The sequence below is a fragment of the Ferrovibrio terrae genome, assembly GCF_943372915.1.
GTDB classification, from domain to species: domain Bacteria; phylum Pseudomonadota; class Alphaproteobacteria; order Ferrovibrionales; family Ferrovibrionaceae; genus Ferrovibrio; species Ferrovibrio terrae_A.
This window is the reverse complement of record NZ_CALSAN010000006.1, coordinates 121489-142831: the sequence shown is the minus strand read 5'-3', so window position 1 is coordinate 142831 and position 21343 is coordinate 121489. Positions and strand designations below refer to the sequence as shown.

Here is a 21343-nt window from a genome sequence, read left to right as displayed (position 1 = left end):
TAGACTGAATGGCGCTCAGCAATTGTGGCAACATACTTATTCCCCCTGTGTTTGCAATGCTCCTCGGTCGCCCGCTAAGGGCCTGTTTTTATGTGCTTTTCACGTCATTCCTGGCCTTGGGCGCGGGTTTGGACGCCCATGCCCAGACGACTCCGCCAAACACCGCGGCAACGGCCCGCCCGGTCGACCCGTTCAACGTGTCGGGCATTGCCGTGGATGCCAGCGCCGACAGCGCCGCATCCGCCCGACCCCTGGCGCTCGCCGAGGGCCAGCGCCGCGCCTTCACCACGCTGCTGCGCCGCCTGACCCTGCCTGACGATGCCGGGCGGCTGCCGCGCCCGAACGAGGCGGTGCTGAACGAGGTGGTCGGCGGCTTCGGCATCGACGAGGAACGCGCCTCGGCCACCCGCTATATCGGCAAGATCAGCGTGCAGTTCCGCGCCGATGCGGTGCGCCGCCTGCTGCAGGACAGCAAGCTGCCCTATTCGGAAACCCCGAGCCGGCCGGTGCTGCTGGTGCCGCTGTGGCAGTCGGTGGCCGGGCCTAAGCTGTGGGAGGCCGACAATCCCTGGCGCGAGGCCTGGCTGAAACGGCCCGATGCCGAGGGCGGCCTGGTGCCGCTCAGCATCGCGCCCGCCATGGCCAACGGCCCCTCGGTCGAGCGCCTGCTCGGCAGCCCCGAAGAACTGCGGGCGCTGGCCCGGCGCGGCGGCTTCGAGGATGTGCTGGTGCTGGCGGCTACGCTGCAGCAGGCCGATCCCGGCAATATCCGCATCGACATCCAGATGCAGCACCAGGGCGAGGCCGCCTTCCTCGACCGCATCGAGACCTTCACCGCCACCGGCGGCACCCAGGAAGAGACGCTGCTGACCGCCGCCATCGAGATCGCCCGCCGCATCGAGACGCGCTGGAAATACGCCACCGTGATCGACCTGGAAAAGCAGGGTCAGCTCAGCGTCGCCGCCGGCTTTGCCGGCCTGGCCGAATGGAACAGGCTGCGCAGCGCCCTGGCCGCCGTGCCGATCGTGCGCAAGGTGGAGGTGCTGCAGGTGTCGCATCGCGACGCGCAGATCCTGCTCGATTTCTATGGCGAGACCGAACAGCTCAGCACCGCGCTGGCCCAGCGCGATGTATCGCTCACGCTGCGCGACGGGTTCTGGGTGATGCGGAGCCGCAAGCCATGACCCGCCGCCAGCAGATGATCGCCTGGGTGGCGATCATTGTCGTTACCTTCGCGCTGCTGATCCTGCTGCGCGACATGCTGCTGCCTTTCATCGCCGGCATGGCGATTGCCTATTTCCTCGACCCGGCCGCCGACTGGCTGGAACGCCGCCGCGTGCCGCGCTGGCTCGCCACCCTGCTGATCATCGGGCTGTTCTTCCTCAGCGCCACGCTGGTGATCGTGCTGCTGGTGCCGCTGGTGCAGGAGCAGTTCGCCAAATTCCTGGTGCATCTGCCGGAATACATCGCGCTGTTCAATGAGCGCGTGCTGCCGTTTGCGCAGGGCTGGGCCGAACGCTTCGGCATCGACCTCAGCGTCGACCCCAAGACGGCGCTCGGCGGCCATAGCGAGCAGGTGATGAAGGTGATCGGCGGCGTGCTGACCGGCCTGCTCGGTGGCGGCCAGGCGATTTTCAACATCCTGTCGCTGGTGGTCATCACCCCGGTGGTCGGCTTTTACCTGCTGCGCGACTGGGACGAGATGATCGGGCGCATCAATGACTACCTGCCGCTCGACCATGCCGAGACCATCCGCGAGCAGGCGCGCGAGATTGACAAGGTGCTGGCCGGATTCGTGCGCGGCCAGATGCTGGTCTGCCTCAGCCTCGCCACCTTCTACGGCATCGGGCTCACCGCGCTCGGCCTGGAATTCGGCCTGTTCATCGGCGTCACTGCCGGCATGATCTCCTTCATCCCCTATGTCGGCACGGTGCTCGGCTTTGCCGTCTCGGTCGGCGTGGCGGTGGCGCAGTTCTGGAACGAGCCGCTGTGGATCGGCCTGGTCGCCGGCCTGTTCATTCTCGGCCAGATGATCGAGGGAAATTTCCTGCATCCGGTGCTGATCGGCGACCGCGTCGGCCTGCATCCGGTGTGGATCATGTTCGCCCTGCTGGCCGGCGGCAGCCTGTTCGGCTTTGTCGGCATCCTGATTGCGGTGCCGCTGTTCGCGGTGATCGGCGTGCTGGCGCGCTTTGCGCTGGAACGTTACCGCGAGAGCTACCTCTACCGGCCCGGCGCCCCGCCCAAGAAGCCCGAGTAGGCAGCCATGGCATCGAACCAGCTGAGCCTCGGCCTTGCTCTGCCGACGTCATGGGCGCGCGAGGATTTCCTCGAAGTGCCTGGCAATGCCACAGCCCTGCAGGCGATTGACCGCGGCATCCAGACCGCGCTGGTGCTCTATGGCCCGGCCGGCTGCGGCAAGACGCATCTGGCGCAGATCTGGGCGGCGCAGGTGCAGGCCCGCATCATCGCACCCCAGGAACTGACGCCGGCCGCCGTCGATGCGCTGGCGCAGCAGCCGCTGGCGCTGGACGATGCCGATGCCGGTGTCGATCCGGTGGCGCTGTTCCATCTCATCAACCTGATGCGCGAGCGCGGCCACCCGCTGCTGCTGACCGGTGCGGCGGCGCCGGCGCATTGGAGTTACACGCTGCCCGACCTGATGTCGCGGCTGAAGGCGATGCCGGCCGAACGCATCAGTGAGCCCGATGACGCGCTGCTGAGCGCCGTGTTGGTCAAGTTGTTTGCCGACCGCCAGCTGCAGGTGAGCGAAGAGGTGGTGAAGTATCTCGCCGCCCGCATCGAGCGCAGCTGCCATGCCGCCCGCCTGGTGGTGGCGGCGCTGGATGCGGCCTCGCTGGCGGAAAACCGCGCCGTCACCGTGGCGCTGGCGCGCCGCCTGCTGGAGCAGCAGGCGGGCTAATCCTCCAGCTTCTTGCCGTCGAGGTTTTTTGCCGCGCGGGCGGAGTCCTGCTTCGCCTTGTCGCGCACCGGCTTGCTCTGGCCGAAGGTGACGCGGTTCTGCGCGGCCTGTTCCTTGGCGGTGCGCCGGGCCAGCGCCTTGCGCGCCTTGTTGAGATTGATCACATCGCTCATCGCTATCCCTCGATGCTGCCGGGCGCGCTGAAGGCATAGCCGCGGCCATAGATCATCTTGATCGGCGCCTCGATCTGCGCATAGTCCTTGATCTTGCGGCGCAGGCGGTTGACCACCGCGTCGAGATGCCGGTTGTCCCAGTTGGTCTGCGGCCGGGCCAGCAACTGCGTCAGGTCCTCGCGCGAGCAGGGCTGGCCGCCGCGCTCCATCAGGGCGACGATGAAGGCGAATTCTGTGGCGGTCAGCTTGATGGCACTGCTGTTCGGCGCCGCCAGTGTCCAGGTCGCACGGTCCAGCCGCCACTGATCCGGCAAGCGGCCGACGGCACGGTTGCGCGGATCCTGCAGGCGGCGCAGCAGGCTCTGCACCGTGGCTTCGATCTCACGCAGGGTGGAATGTTTCACCAGGTAGATGTCGGCGCCGCTCTCGAAACCGCGCACGCGGTCATCGGCTTCGCCCAGCGCGGTCAGCATGATGATGCCGCAGTCCAGCGTGGCACGAATCTCCGCCGCCAGGTCCAGCCCGTTGCCATCGGGCAGGCCGATATCCAGGATCACGATGGCGGGCGTTACGGGCCCGGCCAGTGCCTGGCGCAGGCCCTGCGCAGTGCCGACACCACGCACATCGAAGCCTTTCATGGTCAGGTATTCGACAAGGTCGTTGCGCAGGGACGGTTCGTCTTCGACAACAAGCAACGAAGTCATAGTGCCTCTAGCAGGACTGCACTGGCGCCGCGCAGCGGCAGGGAAACCTCGGCAATCGTGCCGCCATCAGGGCGCGCATTGATCGCCAACCGGCCCTGATGATACTCGAGCAGCCGGCGCGCGTTATACAGGCCGATGCCGGTGCCGGTGGCCGGCGTGGTGTTGGACGCGCGGAAGAAGCGCCGGCCGACCGATGCCAGTTCGCCGGCCGGAATGCCGATGCCGCGATCGCGCACCGCGAGCACGATTTCACCATTCTCGAGGGCGGCATCGATCTCTACCGGACTGTCCGGCGCCGAATATTTCAGCGCGTTGTCGACCAGGTTGATCAGCACCGTGGTCAGCATTTCCGGATCGCCGTGATAGAACGGCAAGGGACCGCTGCGCGAGATATGCAGGCGGCCGGCCGTATCGAGGCCGGAAAAATGTCGTGCGACGCGCTGCAGCAGGCTGCCGATATCAATGCGCTCGGCCGCCATCACCACGCCGTCATCCCGTTCGGAGTCCAGGAAGCGGTTGGTCAGCTTGACCAGCCGCTGCACGGCGCCACGGATGCTGTCGATTCGTGTCGACACCGCGTCCGACGTGGCGGTCTGGGTCATGCCGATCATCTCGGCGGCGCGGTCTATGATCGCCAGCGGCGTGCGGAATTCATGCGTCACCATGCGCAGCAGCTGTTTCTGTTCCTCATGCAGGGCATTTTCCTTCTCCAGCGCCGAGGTCAGCTGCTCCTGCAGACTGCGCCGTTCGGCAATTTCATTCTGGAGGGCGACATTGCGCTGCCGCAGATCGGAGGCCAGCTTGTGACCAACCATGATGAGCAGAAGGATGAAGAAGGCGGTGATGAAGATGTTGAAGAAGAAGAAATACCATGCCTGCACCGTGGCGTCGAACGTGATGCCGGGCGTGTCCATGATGCGGACCGTCACGATGCTGCGTACTGTCAGGGCCGCGATTTCGCTGGCCATCAGGACCATCATCGACCAGCGCAGCACAGCCGGCTGGCTCCGATCCAGCATCATGATGCGAACCAGTATGATGGCTGAAATCGTGTTCAGCGTGTTGTGGACCAGGACGCGGATGCCGACATTGTCGGGATCGACGGCCATGAAGATGGGCCAGAGAATCGCCGTGACCATGACACAGCCCATCAGCAGAACCGGATAGCCGCGCTGCCCCAGGAAGCTGGCCACACCCTGCACAACCAGGGCATTGGCGAGCACGATGGCGATGTTATGAACGATGATGATGAGGGCGGCGGGCGCCGCCATGGTGTCGCGCGCGACCAGCATCACCATGGTTCCGGCATACATGGCGAAGCCGGCGGCCAGCAGATTGACCTGATAGATGCGTCGCTGCGTGACCCAGATGAGCAGCCAGCCGACCGCCTGCAACAGCATGTTGGCGGTCAGCAGCAGGACGCTAGTGTTGATGTCGAGCATGAAAGGCCAGCAGGGACGGCGCGGGATGCCCCCATGCTAGCGCCAGACACGGTGCCGGCGCTACCCGGCGCGCTACCCTGGCGCGCGATCATCGCATCAGAGGACGGGTGCAGCGATGCGTCCGCCCAATGCGTTTCGGCTAACCCTCCAGCTGTGCCGGCACCACGAAGCTGGCGAGGAAGCCGCTCTTCGGCGTCACCTGACCCCAGCTTTTGACCGAGAAGGTCAGTTCGGCGAGGCCGCCGGTCGGATATTTTTCCGTCAGGCGGGACAGCGCATCGCCGGCACTGGTGCCGGTCAGCTCGCGGGCGAAATCCTCCAGGCCGGGATTATGGCCGATCAGCATCAGCTCGCGCACCGCCGTGGGGGTGGCGCGCACCAGCGCCAGCAGGGTGGTGCTCTCGGCCAGATACAGCGACGGCTCGAACCGGGCCCGCGCCTCGCCGGGCATCCGGGGCGGGCGATCCAGGGTCAGGCGCTTTTCCAGCCGTTCCCAGGTCTGCCGGGTGCGGGTGGAGGGCGAGCACAGCACCAGATCGGGCTGCAGGGCGCGCTCGCCCATATGGCGGGCCAGCGCCCGGCAGGCCTTCTTGCCGCGCGGGCTTAAAGGGCGGGCGAAGTCGTCCAGCTCCGGGTCATCCCAGGCAGACTTGGCATGGCGCAAAAGCCACAGGCGGAGCATAGGCTTATCCTTTATTGCGACTTGTGGGCCGGGCTGTCGCCGCTTTGACATAAACGGTGGTTAGACCTATACCCGAAGGCGTCGACCGGCACAGTCCCGGACAGGCGGCCGGTAACGACAGAGGCGTCTGAATTATGCAACAAGTGGCTGACAATCTCAGGATTACGGGCAACCAGCCCGCCGGCGGTATTGCGCCCGCGACGGCGGCCACGCTGCCGGGGCGGCCGGAGATCGCGCTGAGCCCGCGCGAACGGTTCATCAACCGCGAGCTGTCGTGGCTGGCCTTCAATCTGCGGGTCATGGAAGAGGCCAACAACACGCGCTATCCGCTGCTGGAGCGGCTGCGCTTCCTCTCCATCTCGGCCAACAATCTCGACGAATTCTTCATGGTCCGCGTGGCCGGCCTGCACGGGCAGATCCTCGCCGGAATCGAGGAAATCAGCCAGGACGGCCTGAGCCCGGCCCAGCAGCTGGCCCAGATCAACGAGGCCGCCGCCGACCTGATGAACAAGCAGCAGGTCTGCTGGCGCTCGCTGACCCGCGAGATGGCGACGGCCGGCATCCAGGTGCTGGAACCCGACCAGCTCTCGGCCGACGACAAGCGCTGGCTGGAGGATTATTTCCTCGCCCATGTCTTCCCCGTTCTGACGCCGCTCGCCATCGACCCGGCGCATCCGTTTCCGTTTATCCCCAATCTCGGTTTCGCGATGGTGATGCAAATGCGACGGATTCGTGACGGTCGCAGCCTGAATGCGCTGCTGCCGCTGCCGAGTCAGGTCGACCGCTTCACCCGCCTGCCGGGCGATGGCATCCGCTTCCTGTCGCTGGAAAACCTGGTCGGGCTGTTCCTGAACAAGCTGTTCCCGGGCTATGAGATGCTCGGCACCGGCCAGTTCCGCATCACGCGCGACAGCGATATCGAAATCGAGGAAGAGGCCGAGGATCTGGTCCGCCTGTTCGAGACCGCGCTGAAGCGCCGCCGCCGCGGCAACGTGATCCGGCTCAAGATCAATGCCGGCATGCCGGAAGACCTGCGTAAGTTCGTCTGCGAGGAGCTGGAGGTCAGCCAGCAGGCGGTGATCGTGGTCGATGGCATCCTCGGCCTGGCCGATACCAAGCGGCTGATCGTCGACGACCTGCCGGAGCTGAAATTCCCGCCCTTCAGCCCGCGCTTCCCCGAGCGCATCCGCGATTACGGCGGCGACTGCTTTGCCGCGATCCGCGCCAAGGACCTGGTGGTGCATCACCCGTATGAAAGCTTCGACGTGGTGGTGCAGTTCCTGCGTCAGGCCGCGGCCGATCCGCATGTGGTGGCGATCAAGCAGACGCTGTACCGCACCTCGGATGACAGCCCGATCGTGCGCGCCCTGATCGAGGCAGCCGAGGCCGGCAAGTCGGTGACTGCGCTGGTCGAGCTGAAGGCCCGCTTCGACGAAGCCGCCAATATCAAATGGGCGCGCGACATGGAGCGCGTCGGCGTGCAGGTGGTCTATGGCTTCATCGAGCTGAAGACCCATGCCAAGATTTCGCTGGTGGTGCGGCGCGAAAGCGGCCATCTCAACACCTATGTGCATTTCGGCACCGGCAACTATCACCCCTATACGGCGCGGGTTTACACCGACCTGAGCTTCTTCACCGACGATAACGATCTCGGCCACGATGCCACCTATCTGTTCAACTTCCTCACCGGCTATGCCGCGCCGGAGAACCTGAAGAAGGTGGCGATCTCGCCATACACGCTGCGGCCGCGCCTGCTGGAACTGATCAACGAGGAAATCCGCCATGCCGAGGCGGGCCGTCCGGCGGCGATCTGGGCCAAGATGAACAGCGTGGTCGACCCGGTGGTGATCGATGCGCTGTACCAGGCCAGCCAGGCCGGCGTGCAGATCGACCTGATCGTGCGCGGCATCTGCTGCCTGCGGCCGGGCGTGAAGGGCCTGAGCGAGAATATCCGCGTGCGCAGCCTGATCGGTCGCTTCCTCGAACATTCGCGTGTCGTCTGTTTCGGGTCCGGCCATGGCCTGCCGTCGCCGGAAGCCAAGCTGTTCATCTCCTCGGCCGACTGGATGCCGCGCAACTTCGACCGTCGCGTCGAGGTTCTGATCCCGATCGAGAACCAGACCGTGCATGAGCAGATTCTCGACCAGATCATGGTGGCGACGCTGAAAGACCAGGCGCAGAGCTGGGCCCTGGGCGCCGATGACCAGTATACGCGGGTGTCGTCGGACCCCGACGCCTTCAGCGCGCATACCTACTTCATGACCAATCCCAGCCTGTCGGGTCGTGGCAAGGCGCTCAAGAAGGCCGGAGCCCTGCCGCGCCTGCAATGGAAAACCGGGTAGGAACTGCGTGGCCGTCGCACAATCGCTTGCCAAGTCCGTAAACGCGTCGGCCGCTTCACCGCTGCCTTTGGGTGTTATCGACATAGGATCCAATTCGGTGCGTCTCGTCGTGTTCGGCGAGCCGCTGCGCATGCCGACCGGCATGTTCAATGAAAAGGTGCTGTGCGGCCTGGGCCGTGGCCTGGGGCAGACCGGTGCGCTGGACGCCGATGGCGCGAAACAGGCGCTGGCGGCGATCCGCCGCTTTGTCGTGCTGGCGCGCCGCATGGATGTGCGCGTGCTGCAGATCGTCGCCACCGCCGCGGTGCGCGATGCCAGCAACGGCGCCGAATTCGTGGCCCAGATCGAACGCGAGACCGGCGAGAGTGTGCGCGTGCTGACCGGCCAGGAAGAGGCGACCTATTCGGCCTATGGCGTGCTGTCAGGCATTCCCGATGCCTGCGGCGTGATGGGCGATCTCGGCGGCGGCAGCCTGGAACTGGTGGCGCTGGACGGTCACAAGCTGGGCGACAGCGTGACCCTGCCGCTGGGCCCGCTGCGCATCGCCAACCTGGATTCCTATCCGGTGGTGAAGGCCTATATCGACGAGAAGATCGCCGAGGTCGGCTGGCTGAAGAAGTGGAAGGGCAAGTCGCTCTACGCGGTCGGCGGATCGTGGCGCGCCATTGCGCGCGTGCATATGGCGCAGATGCACAGTCCGCTGCACATCATCCACCAGTATACGCTGGGCCGCAGCGAGGCGACCGACTTCACTCGCCTGCTGGCCAAGCAGAGCAAGGAGTCGCTGACCCGCGTGGAAGGCGTACCGCGCAAGCGCCAGGATTCACTGCCGCTGGCCGCCCTGGTGATGCGCCGGCTGCTGAAGGTGCTGGAACCCAAGGATGTGGTGTTCTCGGCCAACGGCCTGCGTGAGGGCCTGGCCTATGCGCTGCTGGACGAACGCCAGCGCAGTGAAGACCCGCTGCTGGCGACCTGCCGCCACATGGCCGAGCGCGAGAACCGCTTTGGCGAACACGGCGCCGAGCTGGACCGTTTCATCGCGCCGCTGTTCGAGCGCGACACGCTGGAGCGCCAGCGTATCCGCTATGCCGCCGCCATCCTGGCCGACACCGCCTGGCGCGTGCATCCCGATTATCGCGGCGAGCAGTCGCTGGGCGTCATCCTGCATGCGCCCTTTGGCGCCGTCACGCAGAGCGAGCGCGCGCTGCTGGCGCTTACCGTGTTCACCCGCTATGTCGGCACCGCCAGCGATCCGGTCGCCGCACCGGCCTGGCAGCTGCTGACGGTGGAAGAGATCGATTATGCCCAGCGTGTCGGCCTGGCGCTGCGGCTGGCGCAGACGCTGTCGGGCGGTGTGCCGGGCGTGCTGGCCGATTGCCGGCTGCGGCCCAATGGCAATGGCATCGTGCTGGAGCTGCCGGCGCAGCATGGCGCACTGGATGGCGAAGCGGTGCAGCGCCGCGTCGAGGCGCTGGGCAAGGCCTTCAACCGCGCCGCCGAACTGCGCGTGCTGAAGGGCAAGTAGGGCCTACTTCTTCAGTTCGACCAGTTTGATGCGGGTGCCTTCGGCGGCCAGCGCCAGCTCGCCATGCTTGAGGCGCAGCGCATCGTTGCCGAACATCTCGCGGCGCCAGCCCTGCAGGGCGGGCACATCGGCATTGTCGTCGGCGGCGATCTTGTCGAGGTCGGACGAATTGGCCAGCAGCTTCTGCGCCACGTCATGGGCGTCGCATTTCAGCTTCAGCAGCACCTTCAGCAGTTCAACGAGGGGCCCGATGCCGCGCGGTAGTTCCGGTTCGCGCTCCAGGGTCGGCCAGGTCTCCTTCGGGCTGGCCAGCTTGGCGGCGATGGCGGCCAGCAGGCCGGTGCCCATCTTGCCCTCGGCAAAGCCTTTCGACAGGCCGCGCATGCGCTCCAGGTCGTCGGCGGCCCTGGGCGGGTGGGCGGCGATTTCCATCACCGTCTCGTCGCGGATGATGCGCTGGCGCGGGATGTCGCGGTTGCGCGCCTCGATCTCGCGCCAGGCGCAGACCGCCTGCAGCACGGCGAGGTATTCGCCCTTGGTGGTGCGCGGCTTCAGGCGGCGCCAGGCGTTGTCCGGCGCTACCTCATAGGTGGCCGGATCGGCCAGCAGCGCCATCTCGTCGGCCAGCCATTCGACGCGGCCGGATTTCTGCAGCTTGGCATTCAGCTTTTCATAGATCTTGCGCAGATGGGTGACGTCGCCCAGCGCATAGACCACCTGCTTCTCGGTCAGCGGCCGGCGTGCCCAGTCGGTGAAGCGCGAGGATTTGTCGACCTGGGCGCCGGCCAGCTTGGCCACCAGCTGCTCGTAGCTCACCTGGTCGCCGAAGCCGCAGACCATGGCCGCCACCTGGCTGTCGAACAGGGGGCTGGGCACTTCGCCCATCAGCTTGGTGAAGATTTCCAGATCCTGCCGCGCGGCATGGAACACCTTCAGCACGGCCTTGTTGCGCAGCAGCGCGAACAGCGGCTCCATGTCCAGGCCCTCGGCCAGCGGGTCGATCACCCGCGCCTCGTCGGGGCCGGCCAGCTGGATCAGGCAGACCTTGGGCCAGTAGGTGGTCTCGCGCATGAACTCGGTGTCCACGGTCACGTATTCGGTCGTGGCCAGGGAGGCACAGAACTGGGCAAGCTCTTCGGTGGCGGTAATCGGGGAGGGATCGGCACGCATGGTTCCGCTTTAGCATGCCATTCCTGCCGGCCCAACCCTGCCGGGCGGGCCGGCTGCGATTTTGCCACGCGAGCCGGGCGAAATTCCGGCCGCATCGGTCTTGACTTTCCGGCCCCGAACGGGCCTGTTCCCCCTTTGATTTCCTCAGCTTTTTCGACGGATTTGGCGATGTCCCGTTACCGCACCCATACCTGTGGCCAGCTGCGTTCCGACCAGGTCGGCGCCGAGGTGAAACTCGCCGGCTGGGTCCATCGCAAGCGCGACCACGGCAACCTGCTGTTCATCGACCTGCGCGACCATTACGGCATCACCCAGTGCGTGGCGCAGAGCGGCTCGGCCGCCTTCACCCAGATGGAGGCGCTGCGCTCGGAATACGTGGTCAGCGTCACCGGCAAGGTGGTGGCGCGCACTGGCGACACCGTGAACCCGAACCTGCCCACCGGCAGCGTCGAAGTCGTGGTCTCCAGCATCGAGGTGCTGGGCGAGGCGCAGGACCTGCCGATGCCGGTGTTCGGCGAGCAGGAATATCCCGAAGACATCCGGCTCAAGTATCGCTTCCTCGACCTGCGCCGCGAGCGGCTGCACAACAACATCATCCTGCGCAGCAAGGTGATCTCCTCGATCCGCCGCCGCATGACCGATCAGGGCTTCATGGAGTTCCAGACCCCGATCCTGACCGCCAGCTCGCCGGAAGGCGCGCGCGACTTCCTGGTGCCGAGCCGCATCCATCCCGGCCGCTTCTACGCGCTGCCGCAGGCGCCGCAGCAGTTCAAGCAGCTGATCATGGTGTCGGGCTTCGACCGCTATTTCCAGATCGCGCCCTGCTTCCGCGACGAGGACGCGCGCAAGGACCGCTCACCCGGCGAATTCTACCAGCTCGATGTCGAGATGAGCTTCGTCGAGCAGGATGACGTGTTCAACGCCGTCGGTCCGGTGATCCATGGCGTGTTCCAGGAATTCGCCAATGGCCGCGACTGTGGTCCTGCCGAATTCCCGCGCATCCCGTATCGCGAGTCGATGCTGAAATACGGCTCCGACAAGCCGGACCTGCGCAACCCGATCCTGCTGGCCGATGTCACCGAGGTGTTCCGCGGCTCGGGCTTCGGCGTGTTCGCGCGCAACATCGAGAATGGCGCTGTCGTGCGCGGCATCCCGGCACCGGGCGCCGCCGGCCGTCCGCGCAGTTTCTTCGACAAGATGAACGACTGGGCGCGCCAGGAAGGCGCTGCCGGCCTGGGCTACATCATCCTCGACAATGGTGAAGCGAAAGGCCCGATCGCCAAGTTCCTGGATGCCGACCGCATCGCGCTGCTGAAGAAGCTGGGCAACGTCAAGGACGGCGATGCCATCTTCTTCGCCTGCGACAAGGAGCTGCCGGCCGCCAAGCTGGCCGGCCAGGCGCGTATCCGCATCGGCGACGAGCTGGATATCTGCGAGAAGAACGTCTTCAAGTTCTGCTGGATCGTCGACTTCCCGATGTTCGAGTATAACGAGGACGAGAAGAAGGTGGATTTCAGCCACAACCCCTTCTCGATGCCGCAGGGCGGGCTGGAAGCGCTGAACACCCAGGACCCGCTGACCATCAACGCCTACCAGTACGACATCGTCTGCAACGGCGTGGAGCTGTCGTCGGGCGCGATCCGCAATCACAAGCCCGAGATCATGTACAAGGCGTTTGAAATCGCCGGCTATGGTCCCGAGGTGGTGGAAGGCAAGTTCGGCGGCATGCTGAATGCATTCAAGTACGGCGCCCCGCCGCATGGCGGCATCGCACCGGGCATCGACCGCATCGTCATGCTGCTGGCCGATGAGCCGAATATCCGCGAGATCGTGCTGTTCCCGATGAACCAGCAGGCGCAGGATCTGATGATGCAGGCGCCTAGCGAAGTGACGATGAAGCAGCTGCGCGAGCTGCATATCCGCGTCGTCGCCCCCGACACCGAGAAAAAACCCAGCTGACGCAACAGGCGAGGCGGCCATGCTCGATCCGGTCGATTATGTCCGCTTTGCCCTGACGCTGTTTTCGATTCTCGATCCGTTTGCCGCGATCCCGCTGTTCCTGCTGCTGACCGAGGGGCGCTCCAATGCCGAGCGCAGGCGCACCGCCGGCACGGCTGCCCTGGCCGTTTTCGTCGTCCTGGTGATCGCCGGCTTTTCCGGCGACCTGATCCTGCGGCTGCTGGGCGCCAGCCTGCCGGCCTTCCAGGTCGGCGGCGGCATCGTGCTGTTCCTGATGTCGCTCAGCATGATCAACGCCCAGCTCAGCCTGCAGCAGCAGACGCCCGAGGAATCCGCCGAGGCCAATGACCGTTCCGCCGTCGGCGTGGTGCCGATTGCCATGCCCTTGCTGGTCGGTCCGGGCTCGATTTCCGCCACCATCATCCATATCGAGCGCGGTGCCGGCTGGGACCACAAGGGCGTCAGCGTTGCCGTGTTGGGCCTGATCTGTGCCAGCATCTGGGTGGTTCTGCAGCTGGCCAAGCCGATCGGCGACCGGCTTGGCCGTACCGGGTTGAATATCCTCAACCGCATTTTCGGCTTGCTGCTCGCCGCGGTTGCGGTTCAAATCTTTGCCAATGGCCTGCGCGGACTGTTCCCCGCGCTGGGCTGACAACAACAGAGATTGCCTCGCCATGCTGGACACCGAAGCCAAGTCGTTCCTCGATGCCGTGAAGGCCGCCGGCCGTCCCGATGTCTCGACGCTGACGCCGCCCGATGCGCGCCAGCTCTACAAGGAAACCCGCGGCGCGGTGACGCCGGAGCCGCCGGAGGTGTCCGAGCTCGACAATATCGCCGCACCCGGCCCGCATGGCCCGATCCCACTGCGCTATTACCGCCCGGCCGGCGTCGACAAGCGCGAACCGATCCCGGTGCTGGTGTTCTATCATGGCGGCGGCTGGGTGATCGGCGATCTCGACACCCATGACGTGGTCTGCCGCAGCCTGGCCAACGAGGCGCGCTGCGCCGTCGTCTCGGTGGATTACCGCATGGGCCCGGAACACAAATTCCCCGCCGCGGTGGACGATGCCTATGCTGCCGCCCACTGGGTGGCGGGCGAGGCGAAGTCGCTGCGCATCGACGCGGACAGGCTGGCGGTCGGCGGCGATTCCGCCGGCGGCAATCTCGCCGCCGTGGTGGCGCTGATGGCGCGCGGCAAGCGCAAGGATGGCGATGCGACGGCGCCGAAGATCGGCTACCAGCTGCTGATCTATCCTGCCACCGACATGCATATGGATACGCAGTCGCACAAAAGCTTTGCCAAGGATCACCTGCTGACGCGCGACAGCATGGACTGGTTCCAGCTGCAGTATCTGAACGGAACGGCGGATCGTGACGACTGGCGCGCCTCGCCGCTGCGCGCCAAAAGCCTGGCCGGCCTGCCGCCGGCCTATGTGCTGGTCGCCGGCCATGATCCCTTGCGCGACGAGGGCGAGGCCTATGCGGTGGCGCTGAAGCAGGCTGGCGTGCCGGTGGTGTTCCGCGAGTTCCCCGGCCAGATCCACGGCTTTGTCGTGCTCGGCAAGGTGATCCCGCAGGCGACCCAGGCGATTGCCGAAATGGGCACCGCGCTCAAGCTCGCCTTCGGGCAGGGGTGAGTTTACTCCCGTCCCAGCACCAGCACCCATTGCGCGCGGCGTAAATCCGCCGCATCCGCCCGCGTATCGGCGCCCAGCTCGGTGACATTCGGATCGAGCAGGTTGGCGCGATGGCCGGCGCTGGTCAGCCACAGCCGCACCACCTCCGCCGCATCGCAGGCACAGAGCGCCAGATTTTCCGCCACGCGGCGGTAGGCATAGCCGGCCTGTTCGGCGCGCTGCGGCAGGGTGCTGCCGGTGCAGCCGTCATGCGTCAGCCGGCCGCAGCCCTGCAGATCGGCGGCATGGCTGGCGGCGGCGGCGGCGAGCCGCGGGTTCCAGTGCAGCGGTGGCAGGCTGCGCGTGGCGCGCACGGCATTCACCTGGACCAGGATATCGGCCTGCCAGAGCGCCTCCATGGCAGCGACCGGAGGAATGTGGCCGAATAACGGCAACAGCACCGCGATCACGCCAAGATGAAAGCCTGCGCGGCCTTGAAGCCGCGCGGCGCAATCCCGATCTCTCGCCCTCCAGATCATGAACGGAGGCTAGACGAGCAATGATCGATGCGAAATCCCTGCTGGACCAGTTTCTCGGCGGGAAACCCCTGGCCGGCGGACAACAGGGTCAAACCAATTTTGGCGATCTCGCCCAAGGTGATCTTATTCGGCGTGGGCTCGACAGCCTGGGCGGCGGCAAGGGGCTGGCGGTCGGCGGCCTGCTCGGCCTGATCGCCGGCAACAAGTCGGCGCGCAAGATGGCGGGCAATGTCGCTATGTATGGCGGTGCCGCGGCGCTGGGCCTGCTGGCCTGGCGCGCCTATCGCAATTACCAGGATGGCCATACGCCCGCCACCGCACCGGCGGCGCAGCCGCGCGACATGGCGCAGGTCGATCCGCGCTACCTGCCGGCATCGGCGCCGGCGCGCAACGGCCAGCCTTTCGAGCTGGCGCTGATCCAGGCGATGGTGGCGGCGGCGAAAGCGGATGGCCATCTGGATGCGCAGGAGCAGCAGCGCCTGTTCGGCGAGATCGAGCGCATGGGATTGAATGCCGAGACCAAGGCGGCGGTGTTCGACCTGCTGTCGCAATCGATTTCGGTGGATGCCGTGGCGGCTTCGGCCAGCAGCCCGGAGCAGGGCGCCGAACTGTATCTGGCCTCGCGCATCGCCATCGATCCGGATCATCCGGCGGAGAAAGCCCATCTCGCCGCGCTGGTGCAGAAGCTGAAGCTGCCGGCCGACCTGGTGGCGCATCTCGACCGCCAGGTGGAGGCCACGCTCAGCCAGGCGCGGGCGGCGTGACGCGAACTGCATACCCGCAGATGCGCGCCGCCACAGGATTATCGATTTGTAACGTGGGGGTTGCCAAGTCGTAACCTGCCGCCGGCACCCCGCGGGCGTATGGTGATTTCACAGGGCGCGGGCCCACCCCACTGCCATCGGCAGTTCAGGCCCGCCCTGCGAGTTCAGTACGCGTTTCCTCCCTAGTGACACACTCGCCCCTGCCAAGCGCAGGGGCTTTTTTTTATGTGCTCATCCTCAGGCGCGCAGATAGTTGGCGAGGCCGTAGCCGGAGCTGCTGCCGCTGCCGCCGCCCATGAGGCTGAGCATGTAGGAGGTGTTGTTGGCACGGGTCAGCTGCTGCAGCATGTATCTGCTGTAGGCGCCCTGGGTGTTGTAGGGATCGTCGGTTTTCGTCGTGGTCTTGGTCGTGCTGGTCGAGGTTTTCTTGGTATCGGTTGTCTTGCTGCTGTCGGCCGGGATGGCGGAGGCCGGCAGATGCTGCTTCAGCTCGGCAAAGGCGGCGCGCTGCTCGTTGGTGGTGAAGCTTTTACTCTCGTCATAGACGATGGCATTCAGTTCCTCGCGGCTCAGGCCGGCGAAGGGATTGGCCTTGTCCCAGCCATTCACATAGCGGGTGGCGAGGCGGGCACGGGCCACGGCTTCGGCGCTGGCGCCGCTGATGGCCTCGTTATTCGCCTTCAGCTTTTCATCCAGCGTCATCGTCTTGGCCGATTTGGCCAGGATGGCCTTTTCCAGGGTATCGCGCTGGGCCAGCGCGGCACGGCGTTCGTTCACCGTGTAATCGCCGGTGTCGTTGGCGATGATGGCGGTAAGCTGGTCGCGGGTTTTGTCAGTCAGCGGGTTCTTCACCTTGCCGCCGCCATTGAGGAAGTCGGTGGCCTTCTTGGCCGCCGCCTTGCGTTCCGGCGTGCCGGACTCCGGCACTTCGGCATCATTCACCTTCTTGTCGAATTCGGTTTTCGGCGTCAGCTCGTCCATGATGCGGGCATGATCCTGGCGCGCGAATTCGCTGTAGGCGGCGCGCCGTTCGTTCACCGTGTATTTGCTGTCCTTGTCGACAATCACGGCGGCGAGTTCGGCCGGGGACTTGTTCTTGAACGGATTGGCGGCCTTGCCATCGAGGAAATCGCTGGCCTGCTGGGCGGCGGCCTTGCGCTTGGCATCGACCGTCTCGTCGCCGGTCAGCGGCGGCACGGCCTTGTCGGCCTCTTCTGCCTGCTTGGCGCTTTCGAGGAAAATGTTGGACAGGATCAGCTTCATTTTCGCGGTGATCTGCGCCTCGTCGTCCGGCGTGGCCGCGGCGGCGGCCTGCTGGGCCAGCGCCTGCAGGGCGGCCGGCGACAGCGTCACCTCGACGCCGACATCCTGCCGCAGGTCGGTCGCGACCATCACCGGTGTCGTGGTGCTGGGCGTGCCGCTGCTGCCAGTCGTGTCGGTGGTCGCCGGCTTCAGGGTGCCGGGATAGATCGTGCTGCTATAGGCGGTGGCGATGGTGGTCATGCGGGTGTCCTTTTCCAGGACACACCTGCAAGCGACAGGCCATCGGCGAAGACCTGTAACCTATTGAAATGTCGTTGCAAATTGTTGCGGCGTGGAGGCAAAACCTGCCCGGCCGGCAGGATTTGCCGGGGCAGCCAAAAAAAGCCCCGGCATCCGCAGATGCCAGGGCTGCTCCCTGGAGGGAAGCGTCAGAGCTTTATGAACAGCCGGTGGTGCCGCCGCAGCTGTCGCATTTCAGGCAGGTGCCATTGCGCACCAGGGTGAAGTTGCCGCATTCCGGGCAGCTGTCGCCCTCGTAGCCCTTCATGCGTGCGAGGGCACGCTGTTCGACCTTGCTGTTGCCGCCACCCATCATGGCGCCCATGGCCGCAGCGGGCACATCCATCTCGACATGCGTATGCGTGTCGGTGGTGACATGCATTATCGGGCTCGCCATGGCCGGGCCATCCGTGCCGGTGGCCTGCATCTCGGCGACGGCGCCGCGATTCTGGCCGCCCTGCAGCACATAGAGGTTGGAACGGATATAGCCGGTGGAGGCGACCTTGATGGCCTCCTGCTCGACCTGCAGCTTCACCGCCGCCGGGGCCTGCTTGGCGCCCAGGGTGTCATGGCGCAGGTCATCGGGCTGCACATGGGCCAGATCGGTGCGGCCGAGATAGCTCACCGCCAGTTCGCGGAACACGTAATCGAGGATCGAAGTCGACATCTTGATGACGTCGTTGCCCTCCACCATGCCCGAGGGCTCGAAGCGGGTGAAGGTGAAGGCATCGACGAATTCCTCCAGCGGCACGCCATATTGCAGGCCGATGGAAATGGCGATGGCGAAGTTGTTCATCAGGCTGCGGAAGGCGGCGCCTTCCTTGTGCATGTCGATGAAGATCTCGCCCAGCTTGCCCTCGTCATATTCGCCGGTGCGCAGGTAGACCTTGTGACCGCCGACGATCGCCTTCTGGGTATAGCCCTTGCGGCGCAGCGGCAGCTTCAGGCGGCCGGCGATATGCTTCTCGACGATGCGCTCGGCGATAATCTGCGCGCGCGCCGCCGCCGGGGCCTCGGCCACCTGTTCGGCGATGCTTTCGCCGGTGTCGTTGGCGGCATCGTCTTCCAGCGTCTGGGTCTGCAGCGGCTGGGACAGCTTGGAGCCGTCGCGATACAGCGCGATGGCCTTGCAGCCCAGCTTCCACGACAGCATGTAGGCGGTCTTGCAATCCTCCACCGTTGCCAGGTTCGGCATGTTGATGGTCTTGGAGATCGCGCCGGTGATGAAGGGCTGCGCGGCGGCCATGATGCGGATATGGCTCTCGGCCGAGAGGAAGCGCACGCCATCCTTGCCGCAGGGGTTGGCGCAGTCGAACACCGAGAGGTGCATGTCCTTCAGGTGCGGGGCGCCTTCCACCGTCATGGCGCCGCAGCAATACAGGTTGGCGGCGGCGATCTCGTCGCTGCTGAAGCCGAGTGCGGTGAGCAGGTCGAAGGCCGGATCGTCCAGCTGGGCGTCGGTGAAGCCGAGTGCCTTGCAGGTGTCGGTGCCGAGCGTCCAGCGGTTCAGCACGAACTTGATATCGAAGGCACCGCGCAGGCCGGTTTCGGCCTTGGCGATGGTGGCCTGGGAAAGCCCCTTGGCCTTCAGCGTGTCATGGTTGACGCCCGGCGCATCCTGCAGCGTGCCATGGCCGACGGCATAATCGATGATCGCCTTGATCTGGCCGTCGTTGTAGCCCAGCGTCTTCAGCGCCAGCGGCACGGTGCGGTTGATGATCTTGAAATAGCCGCCGCCGGCCAGCTTCTTGAACTTCACCAGCGCGAAGTCCGGCTCGATGCCGGTGGTGTCGCAATCCATCACCAGGCCGATGGTACCGGTGGGGGCGATCACGCTGACCTGTGCATTGCGGAAGCCATGCTGGCTGCCCAACTCCAGCGCGCGGTCCCAGGCGTTTTCAGCGGCATTGAGCAGCGCCTGGTCGGGGCAGCTGGCATGATCCAGCGGCACCGGCGGCGTGGTGACACCCTCATAGCCGAAGTGATCGCCCTGGGCGGCGCGGCGATGGTTGCGGATCACGCGCAGCATGTTTTCGGCATTCGGCGCGTAGCCGGGGAAGGGGCCGAGTTCGCCGGCCATCTCGGCCGAGGCGGCATAGCTCACACCGGTCATCAGCGCGGTGATGGCGCCGCAGATCGCGCGGCCGGCGTCAGAATCATAGGAATGGCCGCAGGACATCAGCAGGGCGCCGAGATTGGCATAGCCCAGACCCAGCGTGCGGAACTTGTAGCTGCGTTCGGCGATTTCCCGGCTCGGGAACTGCGCCATCAGCACGCTGATTTCCAGCACCACGGTCCACAGCCGCGTCGCATGCTCGAAGGCGGCGGTGTCGAATTTCCCATCGGCCTGACGGAAGCACATCAGGTTCATCGAGGCGAGGTTGCAGGCCGTGTCGTCGAGGAACATGTATTCCGAACACGGGTTGGACGCATTGATGCGGCCATCGGCGGGGCAGGTATGCCACTCGTTGATGCTGGTATCGAACTGGATGCCCGGATCGGCTGAGGCCCAGGCGGCATAGCCGACCTGTTCCCACAGATCGCGGGCCTTCAGCGTCTTCGACACCTTGCCGTTGCCACGATAGGTCAGGTTCCAGTCGCCGTCGTTTTCGACCGCCTTCAGGAAACCATCGGTGACGCGCACCGAGTTGTTGGAATTCTGGCCCGAGACCGTGAGATAGGCCTCCGAATCCCAGTCGGTGTCATAGGCCGGGAATTCGATCTCGGTGTAGCCCTGCTTGGCAAACTGGATGACGCGCTGGATGTAGTTTTCCGGGATCATCGCCTTGCGGGCGGCGAGAATCTCCTTGCGCAACTGGGTGTTCTTCTTGGCATCGAAGCGGCTGTCTCCGCTGCCGAGCTGGCAGGCGGCCATGATGGCGCCCAGATGCTTCTGCGACAGCTTGGAGCCGGCAACGAGGGCGGCGACCTTCTGCTCTTCCTTCACCTTCCAGTCGATGAACTGCTCGATATCGGGATGGTCGATATCGCAGATCACCATCTTGGCGGCGCGGCGCGTGGTGCCGCCCGACTTGATGGCGCCGGCGGCGCGGTCGCCGATCTTGAGGAAGCTCATCAGGCCCGACGACTTGCCGCCGCCCGACAGCTTTTCGTTTTCGCCGCGCAGGCGCGAGAAGTTGCTGCCGGTGCCCGAGCCGTATTTGAACAGGCGCGCCTCGCGCACCCACAGATCCATGATGCCGCCCTCGTTGACGAGATCGTCCTGCACCGACTGGATGAAGCAGGCATGCGGCTGCGGATGTTCGTAGGCCGAGGCCGAGGCGGTCAGCTGGCCGGTCCTGTAATCGACGTAGTGATGGCCCTGGGCCGGGCCGTCGATGCCATAGGCCCAATGCAGGCCGGTGTTGAACCACTGCGGTGAATTGGGTGCGGCGATCTGTGCCGCCAGCATGAAGCGCAGTTCGTCGAAGAAGGCGCGCGCATCCTCATCGGAATCGAAATAGCCGCCCTTCCAGCCCCAGTAGGTCCAGGTGCCGGCAAGGCGGTCGAACACTTCACGACCACTGCTTTCCTGGGTGAAGCGATCCTTCTCGGGCAGCGCGCTCAACGCATCCGCGTCGGCTTCGCGGCGCCACAGGAAATCGGGGACGTCGGATTCTTCGACGGCCTTCAGCGCCACCGGCACGCCGGCGCGGCGGAAATACTTCTGCGCCAGCACGTCGGCGGCGACCTGGCTCCAGTCGGCCGGCACTTCCAGCTGGTCGAGGCGGAACACCACACTGCCATCGGGATTGCGGATTTCGCTGGTGGTGGTTTTCCACTCCAGGCCGGCATAAGCATCCTGACCCGCCACTGTGAAATGCCGCTGAATACGCATACCGTGATTCCCCGCCGAACGAGTTGCCGAATAAGATCAATATGTTGTGGTCTGGCCGGCGACTGATTTCGGGGAAAAACCCAACATCTAGTGCCAAGTCGTCGTAACGAAGCTAAATCTATGG

General features: G+C 65.4%; 17 protein-coding genes. 9 read left to right on the top strand and 8 right to left on the bottom strand.

Features of this window, described 5'->3' with window-relative positions; genetic code table 11:
• The first annotated feature begins 128 nt into the window (after window positions 1-128).
• The 3 genes from AAG821_RS06430 to AAG821_RS06420 are packed head-to-tail and all read left to right on the top strand — an operon-like array spanning window position 129 to window position 2923.
• Window positions 129-1184, top strand: coding sequence for a DUF2066 domain-containing protein (locus tag AAG821_RS06430; protein ID WP_341912822.1), 1056 nt, complete (start codon window positions 129-131; stop codon window positions 1182-1184).
• Window positions 1181-2260 (top strand): AI-2E family transporter, encoded by a 1080-nt coding sequence (locus AAG821_RS06425; RefSeq protein WP_341912821.1) that lies wholly within the window; start codon window positions 1181-1183, stop codon window positions 2258-2260. Before AAG821_RS06430 ends, AAG821_RS06425 begins: the two co-directional genes overlap by 4 nt.
• A 6-nt stretch (window positions 2261-2266) precedes the next feature.
• Entirely contained in the window at window positions 2267-2923 is a 657-nt protein-coding gene (locus AAG821_RS06420; protein ID WP_341912819.1) for a DnaA/Hda family protein, read from the top strand.
• Here the strand turns inward: AAG821_RS06420 and AAG821_RS06415 are convergent.
• From AAG821_RS06415 to AAG821_RS06400, 4 genes are all read right to left on the bottom strand, one after another.
• Window positions 2920-3096 carry a DUF4169 family protein gene (locus AAG821_RS06415; RefSeq protein ID WP_341912817.1) on the bottom strand — a complete coding sequence of 59 codons (177 nt, stop codon included), beginning with the start codon at window positions 3094-3096 and terminating at the stop codon, window positions 2920-2922. The two genes, AAG821_RS06420 and AAG821_RS06415, sit on opposite strands and share 4 nt — an antisense overlap.
• Window positions 3097-3098: 2 nt before the next feature.
• On the bottom strand, window positions 3099-3800 hold the full coding sequence (locus tag AAG821_RS06410; RefSeq protein WP_341912815.1) for a response regulator transcription factor: 702 nt from the start codon (window positions 3798-3800) through the stop codon (window positions 3099-3101).
• Complete coding sequence (locus AAG821_RS06405; RefSeq protein WP_341912813.1) at window positions 3797-5242, bottom strand: HAMP domain-containing sensor histidine kinase; 1446 nt, start codon at window positions 5240-5242, stop codon at window positions 3797-3799. The genes AAG821_RS06410 and AAG821_RS06405 overlap by 4 nt, the downstream gene beginning before the upstream one ends.
• Before the next feature lie 139 nt (window positions 5243-5381).
• Window positions 5382-5924, bottom strand: a complete 543-nt coding sequence (locus AAG821_RS06400; protein ID WP_341912812.1) for a histidine phosphatase family protein — start codon at window positions 5922-5924, stop codon at window positions 5382-5384.
• A 134-nt stretch (window positions 5925-6058) separates the two neighbouring features.
• Here AAG821_RS06400 and AAG821_RS06395 point away from each other — a divergent pair, with 134 nt between their 5' ends.
• Both AAG821_RS06395 and AAG821_RS06390 read left to right on the top strand, forming a co-directional pair.
• A complete protein-coding gene (locus tag AAG821_RS06395) occupies window positions 6059-8266 on the top strand; it encodes an RNA degradosome polyphosphate kinase (protein ID WP_341912810.1) in 2208 nt (735 codons plus the stop codon).
• A 97-nt stretch (window positions 8267-8363) separates the two neighbouring features.
• Window positions 8364-9791 carry a Ppx/GppA family phosphatase gene (locus AAG821_RS06390; RefSeq protein WP_341912808.1) on the top strand — a complete coding sequence of 476 codons (1428 nt, stop codon included), beginning with the start codon at window positions 8364-8366 and terminating at the stop codon, window positions 9789-9791.
• A gap of 3 nt (window positions 9792-9794) precedes the next feature.
• Here the strand turns inward: AAG821_RS06390 and rnd are convergent, their stop codons facing one another.
• Window positions 9795-10961, bottom strand: coding sequence for a ribonuclease D (rnd, locus tag AAG821_RS06385; protein WP_341912806.1), 1167 nt, complete (start codon window positions 10959-10961; stop codon window positions 9795-9797).
• A gap of 168 nt (window positions 10962-11129) precedes the next feature.
• Between rnd and aspS the strand changes: the two genes are divergently transcribed.
• Genes aspS through AAG821_RS06370 form a run of 3 tightly spaced genes read left to right on the top strand, consistent with a single transcriptional unit; the run spans window position 11130 to window position 14557 of the window.
• A complete protein-coding gene (aspS, locus tag AAG821_RS06380) occupies window positions 11130-12920 on the top strand; it encodes an aspartate--tRNA ligase (protein ID WP_341912804.1) in 1791 nt (596 codons plus the stop codon).
• A 19-nt stretch (window positions 12921-12939) separates the two neighbouring features.
• Window positions 12940-13572 (top strand): MarC family protein, encoded by a 633-nt coding sequence (locus AAG821_RS06375; RefSeq protein ID WP_341912802.1) that lies wholly within the window; start codon window positions 12940-12942, stop codon window positions 13570-13572.
• Between the two features lie 22 nt (window positions 13573-13594).
• Window positions 13595-14557: an alpha/beta hydrolase gene (locus AAG821_RS06370; protein ID WP_341912800.1), complete on the top strand. Its 963-nt coding sequence runs from the start codon at window positions 13595-13597 to the stop codon at window positions 14555-14557.
• 2 nt (window positions 14558-14559) lie between these two features.
• Here the strand turns inward: AAG821_RS06370 and AAG821_RS06365 are convergent, their stop codons facing one another.
• On the bottom strand, window positions 14560-14997 hold the full coding sequence (locus tag AAG821_RS06365) for a CAP domain-containing protein (RefSeq protein ID WP_341912798.1): 438 nt from the start codon (window positions 14995-14997) through the stop codon (window positions 14560-14562).
• A 98-nt stretch (window positions 14998-15095) separates the two neighbouring features.
• Here AAG821_RS06365 and AAG821_RS06360 point away from each other — a divergent pair, with 98 nt between their 5' ends.
• Window positions 15096-15839, top strand: coding sequence for a tellurite resistance TerB family protein (locus tag AAG821_RS06360; RefSeq protein WP_341912796.1), 744 nt, complete (start codon window positions 15096-15098; stop codon window positions 15837-15839).
• A 237-nt stretch (window positions 15840-16076) separates the two neighbouring features.
• Here the strand turns inward: AAG821_RS06360 and AAG821_RS06355 are convergent, their stop codons facing one another.
• Complete coding sequence (locus AAG821_RS06355; RefSeq protein WP_341912795.1) at window positions 16077-17342, bottom strand: hypothetical protein; 1266 nt, start codon at window positions 17340-17342, stop codon at window positions 16077-16079.
• A gap of 196 nt (window positions 17343-17538) precedes the next feature.
• A complete protein-coding gene (locus tag AAG821_RS06350) occupies window positions 17539-21219 on the bottom strand; it encodes a vitamin B12-dependent ribonucleotide reductase (protein ID WP_341912794.1) in 3681 nt (1226 codons plus the stop codon).
• Window positions 21220-21343 lie beyond the last annotated feature (124 nt).

Excerpts from the sequence above, each read along its gene's own strand:
- AAG821_RS06370 (WP_341912800.1), top strand. The coding sequence starts at position 13,595 with ATGCTGGACACCGAAGCCAAGTCGTTCCTCGATGCCGTGAAGGCCGCC.
- AAG821_RS06415 (WP_341912817.1), bottom strand. The coding sequence starts at position 3,096 with ATGAGCGATGTGATCAATCTCAACAAGGCGCGCAAGGCGCTGGCCCGG.
- AAG821_RS06420 (WP_341912819.1), top strand. The coding sequence starts at position 2,267 with ATGGCATCGAACCAGCTGAGCCTCGGCCTTGCTCTGCCGACGTCATGG.
- AAG821_RS06405 (WP_341912813.1), bottom strand. The coding sequence starts at position 5,242 with ATGCTCGACATCAACACTAGCGTCCTGCTGCTGACCGCCAACATGCTG.
- AAG821_RS06400 (WP_341912812.1), bottom strand. The coding sequence starts at position 5,924 with ATGCTCCGCCTGTGGCTTTTGCGCCATGCCAAGTCTGCCTGGGATGAC.
- AAG821_RS06410 (WP_341912815.1), bottom strand. The coding sequence starts at position 3,800 with ATGACTTCGTTGCTTGTTGTCGAAGACGAACCGTCCCTGCGCAACGAC.
- AAG821_RS06360 (WP_341912796.1), top strand. The coding sequence starts at position 15,096 with ATGATCGATGCGAAATCCCTGCTGGACCAGTTTCTCGGCGGGAAACCC.
- AAG821_RS06375 (WP_341912802.1), top strand. The coding sequence starts at position 12,940 with ATGCTCGATCCGGTCGATTATGTCCGCTTTGCCCTGACGCTGTTTTCG.
- AAG821_RS06355 (WP_341912795.1), bottom strand. The coding sequence starts at position 17,342 with ATGACCACCATCGCCACCGCCTATAGCAGCACGATCTATCCCGGCACC.
- rnd (WP_341912806.1), bottom strand. The coding sequence starts at position 10,961 with ATGCGTGCCGATCCCTCCCCGATTACCGCCACCGAAGAGCTTGCCCAG.
- AAG821_RS06350 (WP_341912794.1), bottom strand. The coding sequence starts at position 21,219 with ATGCGTATTCAGCGGCATTTCACAGTGGCGGGTCAGGATGCTTATGCC.
- AAG821_RS06425 (WP_341912821.1), top strand. The coding sequence starts at position 1,181 with ATGACCCGCCGCCAGCAGATGATCGCCTGGGTGGCGATCATTGTCGTT.
- AAG821_RS06395 (WP_341912810.1), top strand. The coding sequence starts at position 6,059 with ATGCAACAAGTGGCTGACAATCTCAGGATTACGGGCAACCAGCCCGCC.
- aspS (WP_341912804.1), top strand. The coding sequence starts at position 11,130 with ATGTCCCGTTACCGCACCCATACCTGTGGCCAGCTGCGTTCCGACCAG.